The 22,925-nt window shown below is 72.7% G+C and carries 21 protein-coding genes; 16 read left to right on the top strand and 5 right to left on the bottom strand.

Translation table 11 applies throughout. The features are described from left to right. Positions 1-167 precede the first annotated feature (167 nt). The 9 genes from AQJ58_RS16685 (at position 168) to AQJ58_RS16645 (ending at position 10,975) form a co-directional block, all read left to right on the top strand. Positions 168-2,210 (top strand): tetratricopeptide repeat protein, encoded by a 2,043-nt coding sequence (locus AQJ58_RS16685; RefSeq protein ID WP_079078968.1) that lies wholly within the window; start codon positions 168-170, stop codon positions 2,208-2,210. A 170-nt stretch (positions 2,211-2,380) separates the two neighbouring features. Beyond that, positions 2,381-3,505 (top strand): alanine dehydrogenase, encoded by a 1,125-nt coding sequence (ald, locus tag AQJ58_RS16680; protein WP_107122063.1) that lies wholly within the window; start codon positions 2,381-2,383, stop codon positions 3,503-3,505. Positions 3,506-3,932: 427 nt separating this feature from the next. Further along, positions 3,933-5,069, top strand: coding sequence for a ParA family protein (locus AQJ58_RS16675; RefSeq protein WP_079078967.1), 1,137 nt, complete (start codon positions 3,933-3,935; stop codon positions 5,067-5,069). After that, the gene (locus tag AQJ58_RS16670) at positions 5,054-5,605 is read left to right on the top strand and encodes a hypothetical protein (protein WP_079078966.1); all 552 of its coding nucleotides are present in this window, start codon (positions 5,054-5,056) and stop codon (positions 5,603-5,605) included. Before AQJ58_RS16675 ends, AQJ58_RS16670 begins: the two co-directional genes overlap by 16 nt. Positions 5,606-6,274: 669 nt before the next feature. Beyond that, positions 6,275-7,285, top strand: coding sequence for a segregation and condensation protein A (locus AQJ58_RS16665; RefSeq protein WP_420712158.1), 1,011 nt, complete (start codon positions 6,275-6,277; stop codon positions 7,283-7,285). Continuing rightward, a complete protein-coding gene (gene scpB / locus AQJ58_RS16660) occupies positions 7,282-7,938 on the top strand; it encodes an SMC-Scp complex subunit ScpB (RefSeq protein WP_067250818.1) in 657 nt (218 codons plus the stop codon). Before AQJ58_RS16665 ends, scpB begins: the two co-directional genes overlap by 4 nt. Further along, positions 7,938-9,035, top strand: coding sequence for a pseudouridine synthase (locus AQJ58_RS16655; RefSeq protein ID WP_067250815.1), 1,098 nt, complete (start codon positions 7,938-7,940; stop codon positions 9,033-9,035). The genes scpB and AQJ58_RS16655 overlap by 1 nt, the downstream gene beginning before the upstream one ends. Positions 9,036-9,221: 186 nt before the next feature. Further along, the gene (locus tag AQJ58_RS16650; RefSeq protein WP_067250812.1) at positions 9,222-9,956 is read left to right on the top strand and encodes an NUDIX hydrolase; all 735 of its coding nucleotides are present in this window, start codon (positions 9,222-9,224) and stop codon (positions 9,954-9,956) included. Next, positions 9,953-10,975: an ADP-ribosylglycohydrolase family protein gene (locus AQJ58_RS16645; RefSeq protein ID WP_067250810.1), complete on the top strand. Its 1,023-nt coding sequence runs from the start codon at positions 9,953-9,955 to the stop codon at positions 10,973-10,975. The genes AQJ58_RS16650 and AQJ58_RS16645 overlap by 4 nt, the downstream gene beginning before the upstream one ends. On the opposite strand, the gene AQJ58_RS16640 is transcribed toward AQJ58_RS16645, so the two are convergent. Then, on the bottom strand, positions 10,976-11,389 hold the full coding sequence (locus AQJ58_RS16640; RefSeq protein ID WP_067250807.1) for a Rieske (2Fe-2S) protein: 414 nt from the start codon (positions 11,387-11,389) through the stop codon (positions 10,976-10,978). It lies immediately after the preceding gene. 170 nt (positions 11,390-11,559) lie between these two features. On the opposite strand from AQJ58_RS16640, the gene aroH reads away from it, so the two are divergent. The 5 genes from aroH (at position 11,560) to der (ending at position 16,098) form a co-directional block, all read left to right on the top strand. Beyond that, positions 11,560-11,922, top strand: a complete 363-nt coding sequence (aroH, locus tag AQJ58_RS16635) for a chorismate mutase (protein WP_067250805.1) — start codon at positions 11,560-11,562, stop codon at positions 11,920-11,922. Further along, positions 11,919-13,004 carry a prephenate dehydrogenase gene (locus tag AQJ58_RS16630; RefSeq protein ID WP_067250803.1) on the top strand — a complete coding sequence of 362 codons (1,086 nt, stop codon included), beginning with the start codon at positions 11,919-11,921 and terminating at the stop codon, positions 13,002-13,004. The genes aroH and AQJ58_RS16630 overlap by 4 nt, the downstream gene beginning before the upstream one ends. A 149-nt stretch (positions 13,005-13,153) precedes the next feature. Then, on the top strand, positions 13,154-13,840 hold the full coding sequence (gene cmk / locus AQJ58_RS16625) for a (d)CMP kinase (protein ID WP_067250801.1): 687 nt from the start codon (positions 13,154-13,156) through the stop codon (positions 13,838-13,840). Next, complete coding sequence (locus tag AQJ58_RS16620) at positions 13,798-14,508, top strand: lysophospholipid acyltransferase family protein (protein ID WP_199844598.1); 711 nt, start codon at positions 13,798-13,800, stop codon at positions 14,506-14,508. The genes cmk and AQJ58_RS16620 overlap by 43 nt, the downstream gene beginning before the upstream one ends. Before the next feature lie 108 nt (positions 14,509-14,616). Next, positions 14,617-16,098 carry a ribosome biogenesis GTPase Der gene (gene der, locus AQJ58_RS16615; RefSeq protein WP_067250798.1) on the top strand — a complete coding sequence of 494 codons (1,482 nt, stop codon included), beginning with the start codon at positions 14,617-14,619 and terminating at the stop codon, positions 16,096-16,098. A 45-nt stretch (positions 16,099-16,143) separates the two neighbouring features. Here the strand turns inward: der and AQJ58_RS16610 are convergent, their stop codons facing one another. Together AQJ58_RS16610 and AQJ58_RS16605 are read right to left on the bottom strand one after the other, a co-directional pair. Further along, complete coding sequence (locus AQJ58_RS16610) at positions 16,144-16,545, bottom strand: hypothetical protein (RefSeq protein WP_067250795.1); 402 nt, start codon at positions 16,543-16,545, stop codon at positions 16,144-16,146. Between the two features lie 151 nt (positions 16,546-16,696). Next, positions 16,697-17,479 carry a hypothetical protein gene (locus tag AQJ58_RS16605; RefSeq protein WP_067250793.1) on the bottom strand — a complete coding sequence of 261 codons (783 nt, stop codon included), beginning with the start codon at positions 17,477-17,479 and terminating at the stop codon, positions 16,697-16,699. A 515-nt stretch (positions 17,480-17,994) separates the two neighbouring features. Here AQJ58_RS16605 and AQJ58_RS16600 point away from each other — a divergent pair. Together AQJ58_RS16600 and AQJ58_RS16595 are read left to right on the top strand one after the other, a co-directional pair. After that, a complete protein-coding gene (locus AQJ58_RS16600; RefSeq protein ID WP_067250790.1) occupies positions 17,995-18,732 on the top strand; it encodes a LysM peptidoglycan-binding domain-containing protein in 738 nt (245 codons plus the stop codon). A gap of 1,172 nt (positions 18,733-19,904) precedes the next feature. Further along, entirely contained in the window at positions 19,905-20,105 is a 201-nt protein-coding gene (locus tag AQJ58_RS16595; RefSeq protein ID WP_067250788.1) for an I78 family peptidase inhibitor, read from the top strand. Positions 20,106-20,236: 131 nt separating this feature from the next. Here the strand turns inward: AQJ58_RS16595 and AQJ58_RS16590 are convergent, their stop codons facing one another. Further along, the gene (locus AQJ58_RS16590) at positions 20,237-21,265 is read right to left on the bottom strand and encodes a phosphatase PAP2 family protein (RefSeq protein ID WP_067250786.1); all 1,029 of its coding nucleotides are present in this window, start codon (positions 21,263-21,265) and stop codon (positions 20,237-20,239) included. Positions 21,266-21,460: 195 nt separating this feature from the next. Then, positions 21,461-22,735: a mannosyltransferase family protein gene (locus AQJ58_RS16585; RefSeq protein WP_067250783.1), complete on the bottom strand. Its 1,275-nt coding sequence runs from the start codon at positions 22,733-22,735 to the stop codon at positions 21,461-21,463. Positions 22,736-22,925: the final 190 nt, after the last annotated feature.

Here is a 22,925-nt window from a genome sequence, read left to right as displayed (position 1 = left end):
TCGTCCCGCCCGGGTGCGGTGTGACGATCGCCTGATCCGATCGGGGGACCTGGGGGCGCTGCCCGCACTCCTGCGCCCGGAACGTCGCAGAGCGTGAACTAGGCTCTGGAATCGTCCGATCCGGAGTCCCGGCGGGCAGGCGTGTGCGTGGGACGGGAGTGTGGCCCGTGACGGATCAGGCAGTGGACACAGGCGGCGTGCAGCTGTCCGGACACGCTGCGACACGGGGTCAATTCCTGGGCAGGATCCGGGAGTTGAAAGAACTGCGCGCCGACATCGAACGCACCGGGCTGGACACCCTCACCGGGCGGAAGGCCCCCCGCGCGCGCGTGCTCCTCATCGCGGGCCGCCCCGGCTCCGGCCGCACCGCGCTCGCCGAGGAACTCGTCCGGCAGGTCGCCCGCCGCTACCCCGACGGCGTCCTGCGCACCCGGCTCGCCGAACCCGACGGCACCCCCGTCCCCGTCGAGCGCGCCGCCCGCGACCTGCTCACCGCCCTGGACCTGCCGGCCCCGGCCGGCGCCGACGAGGACGAGCTCGCGGCCACCCTGCGCGAGGCCCTCGCCGACCGGCGCGCGCTGATCCTGCTGGACGACGCGACCGGCGCGGACCAGGTCGACGCGCTGCTGCCGGACACCCCGGAATGCCTGCTCGTCGCCGTGTCCGCGGGCCCCCTCACCGGCATCGCGGACGTCCGCCCCTGCACCCTGGGCGGCCTGGACACCAAGTCCGCCCTCGACCTGCTCACCCGGTACACCGGCTCGGTCCGCATCACCGTCGACCCGCGCGCGGCCGAGGCGCTCGTCGAGATCTGCCAGGGCCAGCCCGCCGCGCTCATCCTGGCCGGCGGCTGGCTCGCCGCGCGCCCGCAGGCGGCCGTGTCCGACCTCGCCAAGCAACTGCATGCCGAGAGCGACGAGGGGACCCCGCTGAGCCGGGTCTTCGGCCTCGTCCACGCAGGCCTGCCCGCCCCCGCCGCCCGCGTCCTGCGCCTGCTCTCACTGGCCCCGGCCGGACTGGCCGACCCGCACACCGCCGCCGCCCTCGCCGGCTGCTCGATGAGCGCCGCCCGGACCGCCCTGGACGACCTCACCGCCCTCGGCCTGCTGCGGGCCGTGGACTCCCCGCTGCCCCAGTACGAGGTCCCGGCCGCCCTGCACCCCCTGCTGCGGGCCGCCGCCGAGGCCCATGAACGCCCCGCCGAGCTCCAGCTGGCCCGCGCCCGTATGTTCGAGCGGACGGTACGGCTGTTGCAGTCCTGCCGGGCCGTCACCGAGCCGGACAACCCCCAGGCCCGCGAGAAGCTCCAGGGCACCCCGCGCGGCCTGCGCTTCCCCACCCCGGCCGCCGCCGCCGAGTGGCTGACCGCGCGCCGCCCCGCCCTGCTCGCCGCGGCCCGCGCGGCCGTCGCGGACGGCGAGCTGGACACCCTGGCCCGCCGGCTGATGTCCCAGCTGGTGCGGGCGATGGTCGCGCACTTCGGCACCCAGGAGGCCGCGCCCGACCTGTACGGCGTCCACCGGCTCGTGCTCGACGTGGCCGAGCGCCGTGACCTGCCCCGGGAGAAGGCCGCCGCCCTGCTGAACCTGGCCGACGTCGACGCCCGGACCGGCCGCACGGCCGAGGCCCTGGCGCGTTACCGGGCGGCGCTGGACGCCGGACGGGCGGCGCACGACCCGTACGCGACCGGCCGCGCGATGGAATCCGTCGGCGGGGCGCATCTGGAGCTCGGGGACTACGAAAGGGCCGCCGACTGGTACGGCCGGGCCCTCGCCCAGCGCCTGGCCCGCGACGAGCGCGCGGACGCCGCCCGTCTGTACGGCCGGATCGCCACCGCGCACACCTACGCGGGCCGCTACGGCGAGGCGCAACGGGCCTGGCGGGCGGCGGCGGCCGGGCACCGCAAGAACGGCGATGTGGCCGCCCACGCACGGGCGTTGAGCGAGCTGGCCCGGGTCCAGGAGTACGCCGGCCGGCCCGAGGAGTCGCTGCGCACCTGCGAGGAGTCGCTGGAGTGGGCCCGGCGTGCCGAGGACACCCGGCTCCAGGCGGCCGTACGCCTGCGCCTCGCCGACACCCTGGACCGTCTCGGCGACCCGACGGCCGCGCGGCTGCACCGCGGTGAGGCGGGCCGGCTCCTGGAGGAGGCCGCCCAGAACGGCCCCGGAACCGGTGGGCCGGACCCGCTATCGGCTGGAACACAGCCCTAACACCTGCGAAATCCGTAGTGCATCTCCTAAAGATTGATGCATTGAAAGGCTAGACAGCGGGAACACCTTCATTAGACTGGCTCTGCCGCACCTTCTCCTGCGGTGTATCCCGGTGTACCCCTTGTATCCGGGTATGTATCCCTATGCCCACACCCTCTGAGCCAAGGACCGTGATCGACGTGAAGGTCGGCATCCCCCGCGAGGTCAAGAACAACGAGTTCCGGGTGGCCATCACCCCCGCCGGTGTGCACGAGCTGGTGCGCCACGGTCACCAGGTGGTCATCGAGCGCAACGCCGGCGTCGGCTCCTCGATCACCGACGAGGAGTACGTGGCCGCGGGCGCCGCGATCCTGGAGACGGCCGACGAGGTGTGGGCCGCCGCCGACCTGCTGCTGAAGGTCAAGGAGCCCGTCGCCGAGGAGTACCACCGCCTCCGCAAGGACCAGACGCTCTTCACCTACCTGCACCTGGCCGCGTCCAAGGAGTGCACGGACGCCCTGCTGGAGTCCGGCACCACGGCCATCGCCTACGAGACCGTCGAGCTCCCCAACCGTGCCCTGCCGCTGCTCGCGCCCATGTCCGAGGTGGCCGGGCGCCTCGCCCCGCAGGTCGGCGCCTACCACCTGATGCGGGCCGGCGGCGGCCGCGGTGTGCTGCCCGGTGGCGTCCCCGGCGTCCCGGCCGGCAAGGCCGTCGTCATCGGCGGTGGCGTCTCCGGCTGGAACGCGGCGCAGATCGCCATCGGCATGGGCTTCCACGTCACCCTGCTCGACAGGGACATCAACAAGCTCAAGGAAGCCGACAAGATCTTCGGCACGAAGATCCAGACCGTCGTCTCCAACGCCTTCGAGCTGGAGAAGGCCTGCCTGGAGGCCGACCTGGTCATCGGAGCCGTCCTCATCCCCGGCGCCAAGGCCCCCAAGCTCGTCACCAACGAGCTGGTGTCCCGGATGAAGCCCGGGAGTGTCCTTGTCGACATCGCGATCGACCAGGGCGGCTGCTTCGAGGACTCCCGCCCCACCACCCACGCCGAACCGACCTTCCAGGTCCACAACTCGGTCTTCTACTGCGTCGCCAACATGCCCGGCGCCGTCCCCAACACCTCCACCTACGCGCTCACCAACGCCACGCTGCCCTACATCGTCGAGCTCGCGAACAGGGGCTGGGCGGAGGCGCTGCGCCGCGACGCCGCGCTGGCCCGGGGCCTCAACACCCATGAGGGCAAGGTCGTTTACCGCGAGGTGGCGGAAGCGCACGGCCTGGAGCACGTGGAGCTCGACCAGCTCCTCGGCTGAGCCCCCCGCGGCGGACCCCGCCGCCGGTGCCGCGATCAAGTCACCTTTTCGCAAAGGAGATACGTCAACAAGGCACGTCAACGGCAGACGCCCGGCCGGACCTTGCCCCACAAGGTCCGGCCGGATGTGTGTATGGTCACTTTGCGGCTCTCGGTCAACTCGCCTCGAACGTAACCCTTCGACCGATTCGCGCACCGGTCGAACCCGCCGTGCGACGGCCGTACGCCCTTGACAGCGACATGTTTCATTGCCGACACATCGGGCCGGGTCCGGCGGATTGTGTTGCTGCGGACGCCCGACACGCCATAGAGTCGCCAACCGTCGGCATGGTGCCACGCTGACCTTGTCTAGAAGTTTCCTGGTCACCAAGGAGGTAAGACGACTTGTGAATGAGTCGACATTTGCTCCCGGGGGTGGTCAACCAGGAATGCCTACGCGGGACCAGGATTCCGCGGGGCCCGAGGCTGTCGGCTCCGTCGCTGTCCGAACCTTCGCAGCCCACCAGAGCCGGCTCGGCCCCCGCACGGCTCTGTCAGCACACCAGAGCATGGACGGTCATCACGTGAACGCCATGGCCGGCGACGGAAGTGGCGCGCCCCACAACCACTTCGCCGACTACGACGAACTGCCCGACGGGCACTTCTACGACCCAGACGCCGAGTACGAACCGGACCCGGAGTACGCGGCCACCCTCGCGCCCGACGCGGCACGTCAGCGCCGTGAGCGCATCGGCCCGACCGGGCGCCCGCTGCCGTACTTCCCGATCCCGGGCCCGCTGACCCAGCACGGCCCCGCGACGATCATCGCGATGTGCAACCAGAAGGGCGGCGTCGGCAAGACGACGTCGACCATCAACCTGGGTGCCGCGCTCGCGGAGTACGGACGCCGGGTGCTGCTCGTCGACTTCGACCCGCAGGGCGCGCTGTCGGTCGGTCTCGGCGTCAATCCGATGGAGCTCGACCTCACGGTCTACAACCTGCTCATGGAGCGGGGCATGGCGGCCGACGAGGTGCTCCTGAAGACCGCGGTCCCCAACATGGACCTGCTGCCCAGCAACATCGACCTGTCGGCCGCCGAGGTCCAGCTGGTCTCCGAGGTCGCGCGCGAGTCGACCCTCCAGCGGGCGCTCAAGCCGCTGCTGGACGACTACGACTACATCGTCATCGACTGTCAGCCCTCGCTCGGCCTGCTCACGGTCAACGCGCTGACGGCCGCGCACAAGGTGATCGTGCCGCTGGAGTGCGAGTTCTTCGCGCTGCGCGGTGTGGCCCTGCTGACCGAGACCATCGAGAAGGTCCAGGAGCGGCTCAACCCGGAGCTGGAGCTCGACGGCATCCTCGCCACGATGTACGACTCGCGCACGGTCCACAGCCGTGAGGTCCTGGCCCGCGTGGTCGAGGCCTTCGACGACCACGTCTACCACACGGTCATCGGGCGCACGGTCCGCTTCCCGGAGACCACGGTCGCCGGTGAGCCGATCACCACGTACGCCTCCAACTCCGTCGGCGCCGCCGCCTATCGCCAGCTCGCCAGGGAGGTGCTCGCCCGGTGTCACGCCGAGTGAGTCTGCCGGGGGCCGACGAACTCTTCCGTACGACAGGGGGAATGGCGCTTCAGCCGTCCGCACCCCGACGCCAGGCCGGTGGCGAGGCCCGGGTGCCCGCCCCGGCCGGCGAGAGCGACGGGGTCGCCGCGGGTGAGGACGCGCCGCAGGCCGTCCCCGTCCAGGGCGGGGACGGCGAGGGCGCCGAGCACGTGGCGGCCGACGCCGACCAGGCCCTCACCGGCGAGCGCCCGGCACGGCGGCCCGCGGCACCGGCGCAGGAAGGTTCTGCCTCCGCCGACGCCCAGTCCCGCAAGCGGGGCCGGCAGGCCGCCCGGCGGCCCAGCGGGCGGGAGCGGCACGACGAGAAGATCACCGTGTACGTGTCCGCCGAGGAACTCATGGACCTGGAGCACGCCCGGCTGGTCCTCCGCGGCGAGCACGGGCTGGCCGTGGACCGGGGGCGGATCGTGCGCGAGGCGGTCGCGGTGGTGCTGGCCGACCTGGAGACCCGTGGCGACGCCAGCATCCTCGTACGACGGCTGCGAGGGCGGTAGGGGTAGCCTGCGGGGGCCATGACCTCCGCGAACCCCTCGAACGAGCCCCCCCGGCCCGGCAGAGCCGTCGGACGCCGACGTGCGCTGGGCCGGGGACCGGGGGCGCCCCCGCCCGCACCGGAGCGGGATGCCGAGCCCGGGGAGCCGCAGCCCGAGGCCGTCCCGTCGGGGCCCGAGGTGGTCGGGCCGCAGCCCGAAGTGACTGAGCCGGGGCCGAGAGCGGTCGGATCGCGGTCCGGGGCCGTCCCCCAGGAGCCCGAAGCGGTCCACCCGGCGTCCGAGGCGGTTGAGCCCGGGCCCGGGCTTGTCGAGGCGGGGCCCGGCGTGGTCGGGCCGGAGCCCGATGTCGTCGCGTCCGGGGCCGAGGTGGTAGGGCTGCCCCCAGCGGTTGTCGAGCCCGGGTCCGGAGCGGCCGGGTCGGAGTCTGGTCCCGTCCTGCCTGGGCCCGAGACGCTTGGGCCTGAGCCCGGGGTTGTCGAGGCGGGGCCCGGCGTGGTCGGGCCCGAGTCCGAGGTCGTCGCGTGCGAGGCCGAGGCAGTCGGGTCGCCGTCCGGGGTTGCCGAGCCGGGGCCCGGAGCGGTCGGGCGGGAGTCCGGGGTCGTCCTGCTGGTGCCTGGGGCTGTCGGGCCTGGGTCAACGGGAGCGGTCGGGTCGCAGTCCGGGGTCGTCCTGCCGAAGTCCGAGGCTGTCGAGCCTGGGTCCGCAGCGGTCGAGCCGGGTTCCGTGGTGGTCCCGGCGGAGTCCGGAGCGGTCGAGCCGACGAGGCTTGGAGCGGTGGGGTCCGAACCCGGAGCGGTGGGGTCCGAGCCCGGGGCTGTCGTGGTCGGAGGTGTTGCGGGCGAGGCAGGGCGGGATGTGCCCGATGGGGTCTTCACCGTGCGGCTCGCCAACTTCGAGGGGCCGTTCGATCTGCTGCTCCAGCTGATCTCCAAGCACAAGCTGGACGTCACCGAGGTCGCGCTGTCGAAGGTGACCGACGAGTTCATGGCGCACATCCGGGCGATGGGGCCGGACTGGGACCTGGACCAGACGACCGAGTTCCTCGTCGTCGCCGCGACCCTGCTCGACCTCAAGGCCGCCCGCCTGCTGCCCGCCGCCGAGGTCGAGGACGAGGCCGACCTCGCGCTCCTGGAGGCCCGCGACCTGCTGTTCGCCCGGCTGCTCCAGTACCGCGCGTACAAACAGGTCGCCGACGTCTTCACGTACCGGCTCGACGTGGAGGCCCGCCGCTACCCCCGTACCGTGGGCCTGGAACCGCACCACGCCGAGCTGCTGCCCGAGGTGGTCATCAGCATCGGGGCGGAGGGGTTCGCCCGGCTCGCGGTCAAGGCGATGCAGCCCAGGCCGAAGCCCCAGGTGTACGTCGACCACATCCACGCCCCGCTGGTGAGCGTGCAGGAGCAGGCCGGCGTCGTCGTCGCGCGGCTGCGGGAGCTGGGCGAGGCCAGCTTCCGCACGCTCGTCGAGGACACCGACGACACCCTGACCGTCGTGGCCCGGTTCCTGGCACTGCTGGAGCTGTACCGCGAGAAGGCGGTCGCGCTCGACCAGGAGACCGCGCTCGGCGAGCTGCTGGTGCGCTGGACCGGCGGGGACGACGGCGCCCGGCCGATGGTCACCGACGAGTTCGACCGGCCGCCGGAGCCGCCCGAGGAGCCCGGGAAGGAGAAGGAGCAGTGACCGAGAGCACCGGGAGCACCGTCGCCGCACTCGATCTCAAGGGCGCCCTGGAGGCCGTCCTGATGGTCGTCGACGAGCCCGCCACCGAGGAACACCTCGCGAAGATCGTGGAGCGCCCCCGGCGCCAGGTCGCCGACGCGCTGCGGGAACTGGCCGACGAATACACCGTGCAGGGCCGCGGCTTCGAGCTGCGGTTCGTCGCGGGCGGCTGGCGGTTCTACACGCGCGCGCAGTACGCGCCCGCCGTCGAGCGGTTCGTCCTGGACGGGCAGCAGGTCCGGCTCACCCAGGCCGCGCTGGAGACGCTCGCCGTGGTCGCCTACCGGCAGCCGGTCAGCCGCAGCCGGGTCTCCGCGGTGCGCGGAGTCAACTGCGACGGTGTGATGCGCACCCTGTTGCAGCGCGGTCTGGTCGAGGAGGCGGGCACGGAACCCGAAACAGGTGCGATCCTGTATGCGACGACGAACTACTTCCTGGAGCGGATGGGCCTGCGCGGTCTGGACGAGCTCCCGGAGCTCGCGCCCTTCCTCCCGGAGGCGGAGGCGATCGAGGCCGAGACCCAGGAAGCCGTGCCGTCGTTCGACCCGGACGCCCCGGACACGGACGACGGGCTCACGACGAAGACGACTGACACGACGACGACGGAACTTTGATGCGAAGCAGCGGCAGCGGTAGCGGTAGCGGCAAGAGCGGCGGGCGCGGTAACTACCGCGGGGCCGGTAACGGCAGGGACCAGAAGCGGGGCGGCCAGGGCGGACAGAGCGGCCAGGGCCGCCCCCGCAGGCCCCGTCCCGAGGAGCGCCGCTACGACGTCGGCCCCTCCGCCTCCCCGGACGGGCCGAAGTCCGGGCGCGGCGGCTCCGCGCGCGGCGGCGCCAAGGGCGGCCCCAGGAAGCCCCAGGCGCAGCGCGGGCGCACGGCCCCGGGCACCTCGCGCGAGTACGAGGCACGCGCCGAGGAGCGCAACCGCGAGCGGTACGCGGACAAGAAGGACATCAAGCTGCCCAAGACCTTCCCGGGCGCCGAGCAGGAGGGCGAGCGGCTGCAGAAGGTCCTCGCGCGCGCGGGCTACGGCTCCCGCCGGGCCTGCGAGGAGCTGATCGAGCAGGCGCGGGTCGAGGTCAACGGCGAGGTCGTGCTCGAACAGGGCAAGCGGGTCGACCCCGAGAAGGACGAGGTCAAGGTCGACGGCCTGACGGTCGCGACGCAGTCGTACCAGTTCTTCTCGCTGAACAAGCCCGCCGGTGTCGTCTCCACGATGGAGGACCCGGAGGGGCGGCAGTGCCTCGGGGACTACGTCACCAACCGCGAGACGCGGCTCTTCCACGTCGGCCGGCTCGACACCGAGACCGAGGGTGTCATCCTGCTCACCAACCACGGTGAGCTGGCGCACCGGCTGACCCACCCGAAGTACGGCGTGAAGAAGACCTATCTGGCCGCCATCGTGGGCCCGATCCCGCGCGACCTGGGCAAGAAGCTCAAGGACGGCATCCAGCTGGAGGACGGGTACGCGCGCGCGGACCACTTCCGGGTCGTCGAGCAGACCGGCAAGAACTACCTCGTCGAGGTCACCCTGCACGAGGGCCGCAAGCACATCGTGCGCCGCATGCTGGCCGAGGCGGGCTTCCCGGTCGAGAAGCTGGTGCGCACCTCCTTCGGGCCGATCACGCTGGGCGACCAGAAGTCGGGCTGGCTGCGACGGCTGTCCAACACGGAGGTCGGCATGCTGATGAACGAGGTCGACCTCTAGAGGCGCTCTGCACGGCCGTGTGGCGGCCGGTACCGGTTCTCCGGTATCCGGCCGCTTCCGTTTGTGCGGAAGGCGGTCAGAGCGGGGCTGAGGGGTTGTGGCCAGGCGGCTCATTCTTTATAGTCGTCATGACTATTAGTCATGGTGACCATAAAGGGCCGAGCGCAGGACCGCGATGAGGGGGCGATGAGCGTGCAGGGCTACGACAAGTACGCGCACGAACCCTTCGCCGTCACCGTCGACCTCGCCGTCCTCACCCTCCGCGAAGGCGCCCTGCACGTGCTGCTCGTCGAGCGCGGACAGGAGCCGTACGCCGGGACATGGGCGCTGCCCGGCGGCTTCGTGCTACCGGACGAGTCCGCCGAGACGGCCGCCCGGCGCGAACTGGCCGAGGAGACCGGCCTGGACGACGTCCGCGCCGCCTCCGGACTCCACCTGGAACAACTGCGCACCTACAGCGAGCCCGGCCGCGATCCCCGGATGAGGGTCGTGTCCGTCGCCTTCGCCGCGCTGCTGCCCGACGCCCCCGAACCGCGCGGCGGCGGCGACGCGGCCGAGGCCCGCTGGCTGCCGTACGACGACACCGGGCCGCTCGCCTTCGATCACGACCGGATCCTGGCCGACGCCCACGACCGGGTCGGCGCCAAGCTCGAGTACACCTGCCTCGCCACCTCCTTCTGCCCGCCCGAGTTCACCCTCGGCGAGCTCCAGCAGGTCTACGAGACGGTCTGGGGGACCGGGCTCGACCGTCCCAACTTCCGCCGCAAGGTGCTGGCCACACCCGGGTTCGTCGAACCCGTGCCCGGCGCCGCGCGACTGACCGGTGGCCGCGGCAAACCGGCCGCCCTCTACCGCGCGGGCACCGCCACCGCGCTCCACCCGCCCCTGCTGCGACCGCCCCGGGAAGGACGTTCCGCATGACCGCGACCACCGTGAGGAAGCGCGCCGCCACCGGCGCCCTGCTGGGCCTCGCCCTCGGGGACGCGCTCGGCTTCCCCACCGAGTTCAACGACGTCCCCTCGATCCTCGCCAAATGCGGACCCTGGCGGGAGATGGAACTGCCCGGGCGCCCCTTCGTCTCCGACGACACCCAGATGACCCTCGCCGTGGCCCGCGCCCTGCGCACCGCGATGGACCGGGGTCTGCTCGTCCCCACCCGGCTGGAGCGGCCCCTGCGCGAGGAGTTCGTGGACTGGTACCAGTCGCCCGAGAACAACCGCGCCCCCGGCCGGACCTGCCTCACCGCCTGTGAGCTGCTCAAGGACGAGCGGCGGCTGTGGCAGGACGCCAGCCTGATCGACTCCAAGGGCTGCGGCGCCAACATGCGCGTCGCCCCCGTCGGCCTGGTCCCCGGGCTCAGCGAGGAACAGCGCGCCGGGGCCGCCCAGTTCCAGTCGGCGCTCACCCACGGGCACCCCACCGCGCTCGCCGCGTCCGACCTCACCGCCCACGCCGTGCGCCTCCTCGCCCAAGGCGCCCCGCCCGCCGGCCTGGTCGGGCAGCTGCGCGCGTACGCCGTCGCGAACCGCACCCGCTACCACCACCGCTGGCTCGGCGACCTGTGGACCCGCAGCCAGGACCCGTCCGCCGAGCACTTCGTCGCGCGCGGCTGGGACGAGTGCCTGGGCGTCCTGGACCGTCTGGCCGAGGCCCTGCGCGACCCGGCCCCCGAGGCCGACCCGTGCCTGGCCACGGGGGCGGGCTGGATCGCCGAGGAGGCCCTGGCCACCGGGCTGCTGTGCTTCCTGCTCTTCCCCGACGAGCCGGTCACCGCGCTGCGGCGGGCCGCCTGCTCCTCCGGCGACTCCGACTCCATCGCCTGCCTGACGGGCGCCTTCGCCGGCGCGTACGCCGGTGCGGACGCCTGGCCCACGCCCTGGGCGGACCGGATCGAGTACCGGGGGGAGCTGGTGACGCTCGGCGCGCTGTGGGACCTGTGATCAGGTCAGCGTGATGGTGTCGCCCTGCACCGTGATCTGCTTCGCGGGCAGCGGCTTCGTCGCCGGACCGGAGGCCACCGAGCCGTCGGCGATGCGGAACTGGCTCTGATGACAGGGGCAGTTGATCGTGCCGTTCGCGACCGAGCCGACCGTGCAGCCCTGGTGGGTGCAGACCGCCGAGAAGGCCTTGAAGTCGCCCTTCGCGGGCTGGGTGACGACGACCTTCTCGGCCGAGAAGATCCTGCCGCCGCCTTCGGGGATGTCGGTGGTCTTCGCCAGCGCGCCGCCGGCCCGGGACTTCGTCGAGTCGGCCGCGTCCGACGACGTACCGTCGCCGCCGCAGCCCGTGGCGAGAGCGGCGGCCGCGCCGCCCGTCACGACGAGCACCGTGCGCCGGGTGGGGGAAGGGGGCATGTCGTCACTCCGGGGATGCGGAAGCACGTACAGGGGCAGCCAAGCGCCTACCGGCCCCGCACCGCAACCGGACGCGCCGCGTCTCAGCGTGCGGGCGCGCCGCACCCGGCCCGCCGCGCCCTGACTAGGCTGGACGCCTCACCAGCCGTACATCAGCAAGGAGCAGCGCCGTGGCGGTACGAGCGGTCCGGGGAGCCGTCCAACTGGAACGCGACGAGGCCGGGCACATGGACGAGCAGGTCGGGGCCCTGCTCACCGCCGTCCTGGAGCGGAACTCCCTCAGCACGGACGACCTGATCAGCATCTGGTTCACGGCCACGCCCGATCTGCACAGCGACTTCCCGGCCGCCGCCGCCCGCAAGCTGGGCATCGTCGACGTACCGCTGATCTGCGCCCAGGAACTGGCCGTCGAGGGCGCCATGCCGCGGGTCGTACGGCTGCTCGCGCACGTCGAGTCCGACCGGCCGCGCGCCGGGATCAGCCATGTCTACCTCGGCGCCGCCGCCGCCCTGCGCAAGGACATCGCCCAGTGAGGACCGCGCTCGTCATCGGAACCGGGCTGATCGGCACCTCCGCCGCCCTCGCCCTCGCCCAGCGGGGCGTCCTCGTGCACCTGGAGGACCACGACCCCGGACAGGCCCGTACCGCCGCCGCGCTCGGCGCCGGCACCGACGAGGCGCCCGAGGGGCCCGTCGACCTCGCCGTGGTCGCCGCACCGCCCGCCCATGTGGCCGCCGTGCTCGCCGACGCGATGCGCCGGGGCGTGGCCCGTGGCTACCTGGACGTGGCCAGCGTCAAGGGCGGCCCGCGCCGGGAGCTGGAGGCGCTCGGGCTGGACCTGTCGGCGTACATCGGCACCCACCCCATGTCCGGCCGCGAGAAGTCCGGCCCGCTCGCCGCCACCGGCGACCTCTTCGAGGGCCGGCCCTGGGTGCTGACCCCGACCCGGGACACCGACACCGAGGTCCTCAACCTCGCCCTGGAACTCGTCTCGCACTGCCGGGCTCTGCCCGTGGTGATGGACGCCGACGCGCACGACCGCGCCGTCGCCCTCGTCTCCCACATGCCCCACCTGGTCTCCAGCCTGGTCGCCGCCCGGCTGGAGAACGCCGAGGAGGCCGCCGTACGGCTGTGCGGACAGGGCATCCGGGACGTCACCCGGATCGCCGCCTCCGACCCCCGGATGTGGATCGACATCCTCTCCGCGAACCCGGGGCCGGTCGCCGACCTGCTCACCGACGTCTCGGCCGACCTGGAGGAGACCGTGCGGGCCCTGCGCGCGCTGCAGTCCTCCGACGAGGCCAAGCGCCGCGACGGCGTCGACGGCATCGAGGACGTCCTGCGCCGCGGCAACGCCGGGCAGGTCCGCGTCCCCGGCAAGCACGGCGCGGCCCCGCGCGCGTACGAGGTCGTCGCGGTGTTCATCGACGACCAGCCGGGACAGCTGGCCCGGATCTTCGCGGACGCCGGGCGGGCGGGCGTCAACATCGAGGACGTACGGATCGAACACGCGACCGGTCAGCAGGCGGGTCTGGTGCAGCTCATGGTCGAGCCGAAGTCGGCGGCCGTCCTCTCGGCGGCGCTGACGGAGCGGGGCTGGGCGATCCGGCAGTAGGCGGTGCGGACCGGGGACCGGCCCCGTTCCGGCCCCGTACCGGCCCGGCACCGGCCTCGGCCAGAAGGGTGAGCCGTGCCCGGTAACCTTGTGCGGGGCACAGTCGCGCCCCGCACACCCACCGCCTCGCACCAGGAAGGTGTCCCCCCGTGGAAAACGGCGCCGCCCAGCCCGTGATTGTCGCCATCGACGGTCCCTCCGGCACGGGCAAGTCGAGCACGTCCAAGGCCGTGGCCGCCCAGCTCGGGCTGAGCTACCTGGACACCGGCGCCCAGTACCGGGCGATCACCTGGTGGATGGTGACCAACGGGATCGACATCGAGGACCCCACGGCCATCGCCGCCGTCGCGGGCAAGGCGGAGATCGTCTCCGGCACCGATCCGGCCGACCCGACGATCACCGTCGACGGTGTGGACGTCGCGGGGCCGATCCGCACCCAGGAGGTCACCTCCCGGGTCAGCGCGGTCAGCGCGGTGCCCGAGGTGCGGGCCCGGATCACCGAGCTCCAGCGGTCGCTGGCCGCCGGCGCCGAGCACGGGATCGTCGTCGAGGGGCGGGACATCGGGACGACCGTGCTGCCCGACGCCGACCTGAAGATCTTCCTCACCGCCTCGGCGGAGGCACGGGCCGCCCGCCGCAGCGGGGAGCTCAAGGGCGTCGACGTGGCCAGCACCCGCGAGGCGCTGATCAGGCGGGACGCGGCCGACTCCTCCCGCAAGACCTCCCCGCTCGCCAAGGCGGACGACGCCGTCGAGGTGGACACCACCGAGCTGACCCTCGCCCAGGTCATCGAGTGCGTCGTCACCCTCGTCGAGGAGAAGCGGGCCGGAAAGTGAGCGAGCCGAGCCAGCTGCCCTCGGAGCGGGGCGCCGAGATCGGACGGCGCATCGGCGTCGGCCTGATGTACGGCCTGTGGCGGCCGCGGGTGCTGGGTGCCTGGAAGGTGCCCGCCAGCGGTCCGGTGATCTTCGCGCCCAACCACTCCCACAACCTCGACGGCCCGATGGTCATCGGGGTGGCGCCCCGGGCGTCGCACTTCCTGGTGAAGAAGGAGGCGTTCGTCGGCCCGGTCGGCACCTTCATGGTCCGCACCGGCCAGATCGCGGTCGACCGCGCGAGCACCGACCGTACGGCGATCGCCCGCGCCCTCGGCGTCCTGGAGAACGGCGGGGTCCTCGGTATCTTCCCCGAGGGCACCCGGGGCGAGGGCGACTTCGCCTCCCTGCGCGCGGGGCTCGCCTACTTCGCCGTGCGCAGCGGGGCGCCGATCGTGCCCGTCGCCGTGCTGGGAAGTGCCGAGCGGCGCGGACGGTTGATCAAGGGGCTGCCCCCGCTGCGCTCCCGTGTCGACGTGGTCTTCGGCGACCCCTTCGAGGCGGGCGACGGCAGCGGACGGCGTACGCGCAAGGCGCTGGACGAGGCGACCGAGCGCATCCAGAAGAACCTGGCCGCGCACCTGGACCACGCACGGCGGCTCACCGGCCGTCCGCCCACGGGCGCATAAAACGCAGGGCGCCCGAGCGGGTGCCGGGCGACACTGAGTAGTGGATCAACCCGGAACAAACGGGGTGATCCACCGACCACCACGACGGAACGACGAGGTACGCACTTCATGAACGACCACATCCAGCCCGGCGGCCCCGAAGGCGTCGAGCACGATCACGGGGCGCTCGGCGACGCCGAGTACGCGGAGTTCATGGAGCTCGCCGCGGAGGAGGGCTTCGACCTCGAGGACGTCGAGGGCGCCATCGAGGAGGCCGGACACGGACCGCTCCCGGTGCTCGCGGTCGTCGGCCGGCCGAACGTGGGCAAGTCGACCCTCGTCAACCGGATCATCGGGCGCCGTGAGGCCGTCGTCGAGGACAAGCCCGGCGTCACCCGCGACCGCGTGACCTACGAGGCCGAGTGGGCCGGCCGCCGGTTCAAGGTCGTCGACACCGGCGGCTGGGAGCAGGACGTCCTCGGCATCGACGCCTCCGTGGCCGCCCAGGCCGAGTACGCGATCGAGGCCGCCGACGCGGTCGTCTTCGTGGTGGACGCCAAGGTCGGCGCCACCGACACCGACGAGGCCGTCGTACGGCTGCTGCGCAAGGCCGGCAAGCCGGTCGTGCTGTGCGCCAACAAGGTCGACGGACCGAGCGGTGAGGCCGATGCCGCCTACCTGTGGTCCCTCGGGCTCGGCGAGCCGCACCCCGTCTCCGCGCTGCACGGCCGCGGCACCGGCGACATGCTGGACGCCGTCCTGGACGTGCTGCCGGACGCCCCCGAGCAGAGCTTCGGCGGCGCCGGGATCGGCGGCCCCCGCCGGATCGCCCTCATCGGCCGCCCCAACGTCGGCAAGTCCTCCCTGCTCAACAAGGTGGCGGGCGAGGAGCGCGTCGTCGTCAACGAACTGGCCGGCACCACCCGTGACCCGGTCGACGAGCTGATCGAGCTCGGCGGCGTGACGTGGAAGTTCGTCGACACCGCCGGTATCCGCAAGCGGGTCCACCTCCAGCAGGGCGCCGACTACTACGCCTCGCTGCGCACCGCCGCCGCGGTCGAGAAGGCGGAGGTGGCGGTCATCCTGATCGACGCCGCCGAGTCCATCTCGGTCCAGGACCAGCGGATCGTGACGATGGCCGTCGAGGCCGGCCGCGCGATGGTCATCGCCTACAACAAGTGGGACACCCTCGACGAGGAGCGCCGCTACTACCTGGAGCGGGAGATCGAGACCGAGTTCGGCCAGGTCGCCTGGGCGCCCCGGGTCAATGTCTCGGCGCGCACCGGACGGCACATGGAGAAGCTGGTCCCGGCGATCGAGACCGCCCTGGCCGGCTGGGAGACCCGGGTTCCCACGGGCCGCCTCAACGCCTTCCTCGGCGAGCTGGTCGCCGCCCACCCCCACCCGATCCGGGGCGGCAAGCAGCCGCGCATCCTCTTCGGCACCCAGGCGGGCACCAAGCCGCCGCGGTTCGTCCTCTTCGCCTCCGGCTTCATCGAGGCGGGCTACCGCCGCTTCATCGAGCGCCGGCTGCGCGAGGAGTTCGGGTTCGAGGGCACCCCGATCCACATCTCGGTGCGGGTGCGCGAAAAGCGCGGCAAGAAGAAGTAGACAGCGGCGAGGGGGGGCCGTGACACGGTCACGGACCCCCCTCGCTCAGAAACCCCGCCTGGACATCGGCGGCAGCGACACCGGCACGGGCACCATCGCCGTCTGCTGCCGCTCGGGCTGCTGGCCGATCTGCCCGACCCGCTGCCACTGCGACTGCTGCCGGGCGCTCTGCGCGCCCGCGCTGTAGGCGCTGTAGCTGTGGCTGAACGAGCCGGGCCGGTACGCCGTCGGCGCCTGGGTGCCGTGCGGGATGTTCCCGAAGGCGGTGAACCTTAGATCGTCCTCGCCGCTGCGGTCACCCGGCAGCGAGCGGAACGTCTTGACGTACTCGGCGTAGAGCGCGTCGTAGATCGGCGTGGCCGACGGGCCGCCCTGGGCGTCCTGGGCCGGTCGCGCGGAGGGGACCGAGGGATACACGGGGCGGCGGGGAACCTCGTAGCTGTGCACGTAAGGGAGAACGACCCGTGCCGCAAAGAGATGCGGTAGGGGTCAGGGGCGCGGTGGTGTACCCCTACGCGGCTTTGCCGCGTAGGCGCGACACGCCACGACTCACCCGCGGCCGCCGTACCACCACCCGCACTTCCGTCCCGGTGGGCGCTCAGGTCCCGGCGAGCGGCATCGCCGCCCCGACCAGCTTCCCGTTCGCCGCCGCCTTGTCCAGCGCGTCCCGGAGCAGGTCCTCCCGGGGCTGCCGTCCGATCGACCCCACCGGTGCCGCGAACATCAGCACCTGCTGGTGCTTGTTGGCGGCGGCCCGCCAGCCCTCCGTCACCTGGAGCGGCTGGTGCGCCTGCCACCAGGCGACCGGCTGCCCGCCGTTCGCCGAGGGCTGGAGCACGGCGTGCAGCTGCCCCATCGCCAGCAGCACCGACCAGCCGTGCTGCACCGGCGGCACCTCGGACAGCTCGGACAGCGGCATGAAGCCCTGCTCGATCAGGAGCGGCAGGAAGTCGTCGCCGGCGCCGGTGGTGCCCGGGCGCACGATGGGCGCGGTGGGCTCGACGACCAGCGCGGGGTGCAGTTCGCCGGCGAGCAGGACGAGCCCGCTGGTCACCCCGAGCACGGCCTGCTCGGGGACGACCTTCTGCGGGTCCAGGTCGACGCTGTCGCCGTTGATGGAGCGGACGGCGCCCTGGAGCTGCTCCTCGGTGACCTGGACGACCTGCGAGGGCAGACAGGTCGCGTGGGCGAAGGCGAGGACGGCGGTCTCGTCGCCGATGAACAGGACGGTGCTGGTGCGCTCGTGCGCGGAGTCGCCCGGGGTGCGGCAGGAGGTGCAGTCGTAACTGCCCGGGGCGTTGTCTCCGGCGAGCAGCCGGTCGGCTTCTTCGTCGCCGATCTCGGCGCGTACCTCGTCGCTGACGTCGAGCATGCGCGGCACGGGTGACTCCCTCGGAAGGCGGTGCGTCGGTGGGCCGGGTGGGTTCCCGGCTCATGAGATGACAACGGGGGAGCTGTGGTGGGGGTCACGCTGACCGACTGAGTCGTTCAGATCGCCGAACACGGATGGTCACGTTCCGTGGGGAATCCGACACTCCTTGTCAAGTAACGGGAAGGTTACGGGGGTTGGTTCCGTGAACTGACTCACAGCATGCGTCGACAGCTGTCCGGCAAGACCTGACATAAGGGGATTCAGTGGGTGGCCGAAATTCGCTGCTACTTACGGTAACCCGCAACTGGCCTGCGGGAACAGGGATGTGGTTGATAACGGCTCGTCAGGCTCCCTAGATTGCTCCGCCGTGTGCAGCGAGCACCGCTCGGGTACGTCCACCGGCCGCGCAGAGCAGGACCAGGCGCAGCGACACCGCCGGTGGACGGGGCGGAGCGCGACTCCCGCGTCGACACGTGGGAAGCGCCCCGCCCGGGGGAGACCCGGGTTTGCAGAGAGGGAACTTCATGTCCGAGTGTGCCGATCACTACACCCGCAAGACGCGCAAGACGGCGGTCCTCGCCGGGGCGGCACTGCTCGCCCCCCTGGGACTGCTGGCCGCGACCGGCAACGCCGCGGCGGCCGACAGCGGGGTGTGGGACCGCATCGCCCAGTGCGAGAGCGGCGGCAACTGGCACATCAACACCGGCAACGGCTACTACGGCGGACTCCAGTTCTCCGCCTCCACCTGGCGCGCCTACGGCGGCTCGGCCTACGCGGCCACCGCCGACGGGGCCGGCCGGGAGCAGCAGATCGCCGTCGCCACCAAGGTCCAGAAGTCCCAGGGCTGGGGTGCCTGGCCGGTCTGCTCGGCCCGCGCCGGAGCCACCGGCAGCGCCCCGTCGACCTCCGGCTCCTCCACCAAGTCGAGCTCCACCAAGTCCCACTCCACCGAGTCGGGGGCGAGCAAGTCGGGTTCGGGCAAGTCGAGTTCGAGCAAGTCGGGTTCGGGCAAGTCGGGTTCGGACAGGTCCGGCACGAAGTCCGGTTCGCCGCACGCCGGTTCGTCCCAGACGCCCGAGCGCACCACGACCGGCACCTCGCGCGGCAGCGGCCGCGGCGACTACACCGTTCGCGTCGGTGACACCCTCAGCACCATCGCCGCCGCGCACAACACCACCTGGCAGCGGCTCTACGCCGCCAACAGGACGGTCATAGGCAACGACCCGGACCTGATCCTGCCGGGCCAGCGCCTGGCGTACTGAGCCGCGCGGGGCCTCGCGTTCACCGGGTGCGCGTGCGCGGGCAAGGCGCGGCACAGGGCCACCGCCCCCTGCGGGTGGAGGGCGGGATCGGCTCCGGTCAGCTCCAGGTTCTCCCGGGCCGTCGGCGAGGCGAACACCGTCCGCCGCCCGCCCCGCCCGCCAGCGGTGCGATCCCGGCCGCGCCCGCAGCACCGTCGTACGGCCGGAGCCGTCGCGGCCCAGCGGGACGGTGAGGCCTGGGTCGGGGCCGCGGGGGTGACGCCGTGCAGGGCCTCCAGCGGGCCGTACCGCGGGCGCGTGCCGCAGCGAGATCACCAACGTCCGCGAGTCGGGCGACGAGATCGAGGTCGTGCTCTACGACGAGCAGGGCGGCGTCCTCGGCCGTCAGGGCGCGCAAGATCGTGGTCGGACGCTCACCTCGGCCGTGTCAGGGCCGGCGTCCGGCTCGTCCGGCAGCAGCGCGCGGGCCTCCCGCGTACGCCCGGGCCGGCTCGACCCGGCGCAGGGTGCCGGTGGGCAGCCCGGCGGCGAGGTGGCCGATGAGGGCGGGGGCTTCGGACGGGTGCGGTGCGATTCGGTCGGCGGGGTGCCGTGCGAGTCGGCTTCGTACCGGGTCGGCGTGGACCCGCGCGCGTGCCGGTCGGAGGGCGGTGCTGACACCGCCGGGCAGCGCAGCGCCTCGTACGGCCCCTGTGGGAAACGTCCCGTCCGGGCCCCCAGGACGCCCGGCGCCCGCGGCCGGCCCCACCCCGGCAGGGCCGCCGCCGTGAACCGATGGCGCCGAGGCGACGGCTCGCCCCCCCCGCCGCCGCAGGCCCGGCGGACCTGCCTGTCGGTCCTCCCGTGCCCCCCGCCCGCCGCTGCGGAGGTTGTGTGGCGAGGTGGTGCATTTCCTACGAGGTGTCAGCTGGCGCGAACCCGTGCGAAAAGGCCGGGGAAAGGGGCTCGGGGGAGGTTTCTCCGGGAACATTCCGCCGGTTTTTCGGAGGGGCGGCGACGACGTGCGGGAATTTCGTTCGAATGCGTACGGAAGGCCCGTGGGAGCGCTCGCACGGGTGACCGAGTTCGTCCGGAACAGCCGTCGTGATCCTGTGACAGAAGCGTGACCGGAGTGATCCACGGCCCCGTACCGGGGTTTCCCCGGGGGCCCCGCGCCGCCTAGCGTGGGCCGTATGGCAGCGAACGAGCCCCAGGACAATCCGGACGGATACGTCGGCCTCGACGCCGCTCACGCCGAGCGGCTGGCCCGGGAGCGGGGGTGGTCGACCGTCCGCGCGCTGGCGCCCGGGGCGATCATCACCATGGAGTACCAATTCGGGCGGCTGAACTTCGAGGTGCGCGACGGGCGGGTGGCGCGGGCCTGGAAGGGCTGAGCGCCCGCGGCAGGCGCGGCGCGCGACACGGCGAAGGCCCCGGTTCCCGTCAGGAGGGGAGCCGGGGCCTTCGTTCGCGGGACCGGTTGTGCGTACCGGTGGTCCCGCTGCTCGGGGGGATCGGCCGCCGGTCAGCCGCCGGTCAGCGGCCGGGCCGCGGAGGCGGTCGCCCCGCGCGGCAGACGCTCGGTGTGCGGGGGTCTTCGGCTGCCGGCGGGCGTGACCGGGGTGCGCTCCGAGCGGGGCGTGTGCGGTCCCGGGGGCAGGTAGACCGGCGCCCGGGACGGACGGGCGGCCGCGACCGTCTCGCGGGCCGCCGCGGTCTCCTCCTGGGCCGTGGGCCGCGGCGTGAACGGCACGGGTACGGCGACGGGCGCGGCCGGCGCGGGGAGGGTGCCGGCGCGGCGCTCGCGCCAGCGGTCGCGCAGGTCGAGGATCGCGACCTCGGCGCGGGCGATCAGCGGCTCGCACCAGGGCAGGGCCAGCAGGATCAGCAGCCCTGCGGCCCAGCCGAGCACGACGTCGCTCAGCCAGTGCGTACCGAGGTAGACGGTGGTCAGTCCGACGCCCAGCGAGACCACGGCGGAGACCGCGGACAGCCAGCGGCGGGCTCGTGGAGTGGAGGCCAGATAGGCCAGGATTCCCCAGGTCACGACCGCGTTGGCGGTGTGCCCGCTGGGAAATATGTCGCCGCCCAGACCCATCTCGTTGGAGCCGATGGTGGTCGCGTAGTGCGGTCCGAGCCGGCCCATGCCGAGCTTGGCGGCGCCGACGGTGATGTTCAGCAGCAGCAGCGAGGCGCCCAGTGTGAGCAGCGGGCGCAGGGTGTGCTGCCGCCAGGATCTCCAGCCGAGCCAGGCCGCGACCATGACGGCGGTCGGGCCGCGCTGGCCGAGGACGACGTAGTAGTCCAGGAACGCGTGGATCTCGGGCCACTGCTGGTACGGCCGGAAGAACATGACCTGCCAGTCGAGGCGGACCAGCCACGAGGTGATCACCACGAGCCACACGATCGCCAGGTAGAAGGCCAGGGTCGCGGCGAACAGCGCGATCCGGTGCCTGCTCATCCTCGGCACGTCGATGTGGGCCGGTCGTTCCGGCTCACGGTCGAGCCTGGCGAACACCCGGTCCAGACGGGTGAGGTTTCGTTCGGTACGCACCTAAACGACGTTACAGCGAGTGAGCTCGGCACTCTGCCGAATCCCCTGGTTTGTGATGACCATGTGATGTGGGATTGCTCTCAGGAGGGACGTAATTCCTGCGGATTCGCTAATCGTCGAACGCCGGTTCCTTCAATTCCTTTGATCATTGTGGGAGGCAGTTTTAAGGAACTTATGAATGAGTTCACCGGAAAATCACGGAGGGCCGGAGCCGTTCAGCCACCACGCCCCGTACACGGCCGACGCCACCGCGACACCGCCCACGACCAGCGCCGCCCTCGGGGTGCGTGAGCGGGCCAGTGCGAGGGCGAGGGGAAACAGCAGCGGGAAGGCCGGCAGCAGCAGGCGCGGCTTCGAGCCGAAGTAGCTCGACGCGCACAGGGCGAGCGCGAGGACCGCACCGCCGTAGACCAGCAGCGCGAGCGGCTGGCGCTGCCGTACGCAGACCACGTACAGCCGGATCAGCGCGGCCACGCCGACGACCAGGCCCAGACCGGCGAGGGCGGACGGGAACGATGTGAACTTGCCGGCGACGAAACGGGCGAAGGCGTAACCGCCGTCGAAGCCGTTGCGCCAGCCCGCCTGGACGTCGAGATAGCCGAGCGGGCCGTGGCCGGTGCGGTGGCCGACCCACAGCACATAGCCCGCGGTGCCCAGCGGCGCGAGGAGCATGCCGAGGGCGCGTACGGCGGGTCGGGCGCCCTCCGGTGCCGGTGCGCGCCGGAGAGGGGCGTCTGCGGGCGTACCGGGGGCGTGATCCGTCCGGTGCGCGCCGGCCTCGGGCGCCGTGCTGCCGCTCCGCCCGAACGGGGACCCCGGGGACGTGCCGCGCTTCCGTCGGAAGGACACCAGGCCGGCCGCCCAGACCGCCGCGACCACCGCGAGCCCCACCGGGCGGGTCAGACCCGACAGCGACGCGAGCACCCCCGCGGTCACCCACCGGCCGGTCAGCACCGCGTAGAGCGACCAGGCGGCGAGCGCGGTGAACAGCGACTCGCTGTACGCCATCGACTGCACGACCCCGACCGGCAGCAGCGCCCAGACGAGCACCGCGCACACGCCCGCCCGACGGCCGTGCACCAGGTCGGCGACCGCGAAGATCCCCCAGGCCGCGGCGAGCGAGGCGAGCAGCGCGACCGTGAACCCGGCGTCGGCGTAGGACAGCGGGCTCACCGCGTGCAGCAGCCTCTCCAGCCACGGCAGCAACGGGAAGAAGGCGAGGTTGGAGTGGACGTCCCCGTTGGGCAGCCGGACCTCGTAGCCGTACCCCAGCTCGGCCACCCTCGTGTACCAGAGGGCGTCCCAGCGGGCCGTCAGCAGGGTGTGCGCGCTCTTGCCGCGGGCGGCGCTCCACAGGGCCAGGACGAGCAGCCCCAGGCCCCTCACGGCCACATAACCCAGCAGGGCGGGGGCCGCCCGGCGCAGGGCCGTACCGCCGCCCGGCGCCACGCGCGTTCCAAGATCCGTCACGGCCCCGATTATCGACCGGGCGGTACGGCGACCGGGAAAACGGCTGTTCGGGAAGTGGCGTACACCACAGGGTTCGGCGTGGCCTGTGAGAGTTCCACCACGTGGCCCCGGCGCGAACTCGCGTACGCTGCGAGTCACTCGTGTTCGTTTGCGCGGGCCGGAGACCACCGCTCCTCTCCGGCCGAGTCGC

Origin of the sequence: Streptomyces sp. DSM 15324 (assembly GCF_001514285.1) — a bacterium.
Classification (GTDB): Bacteria; Actinomycetota; Actinomycetes; order Streptomycetales; family Streptomycetaceae; genus Streptomyces.
This window is presented reverse-complemented; position numbering and strand designations above follow the sequence as displayed.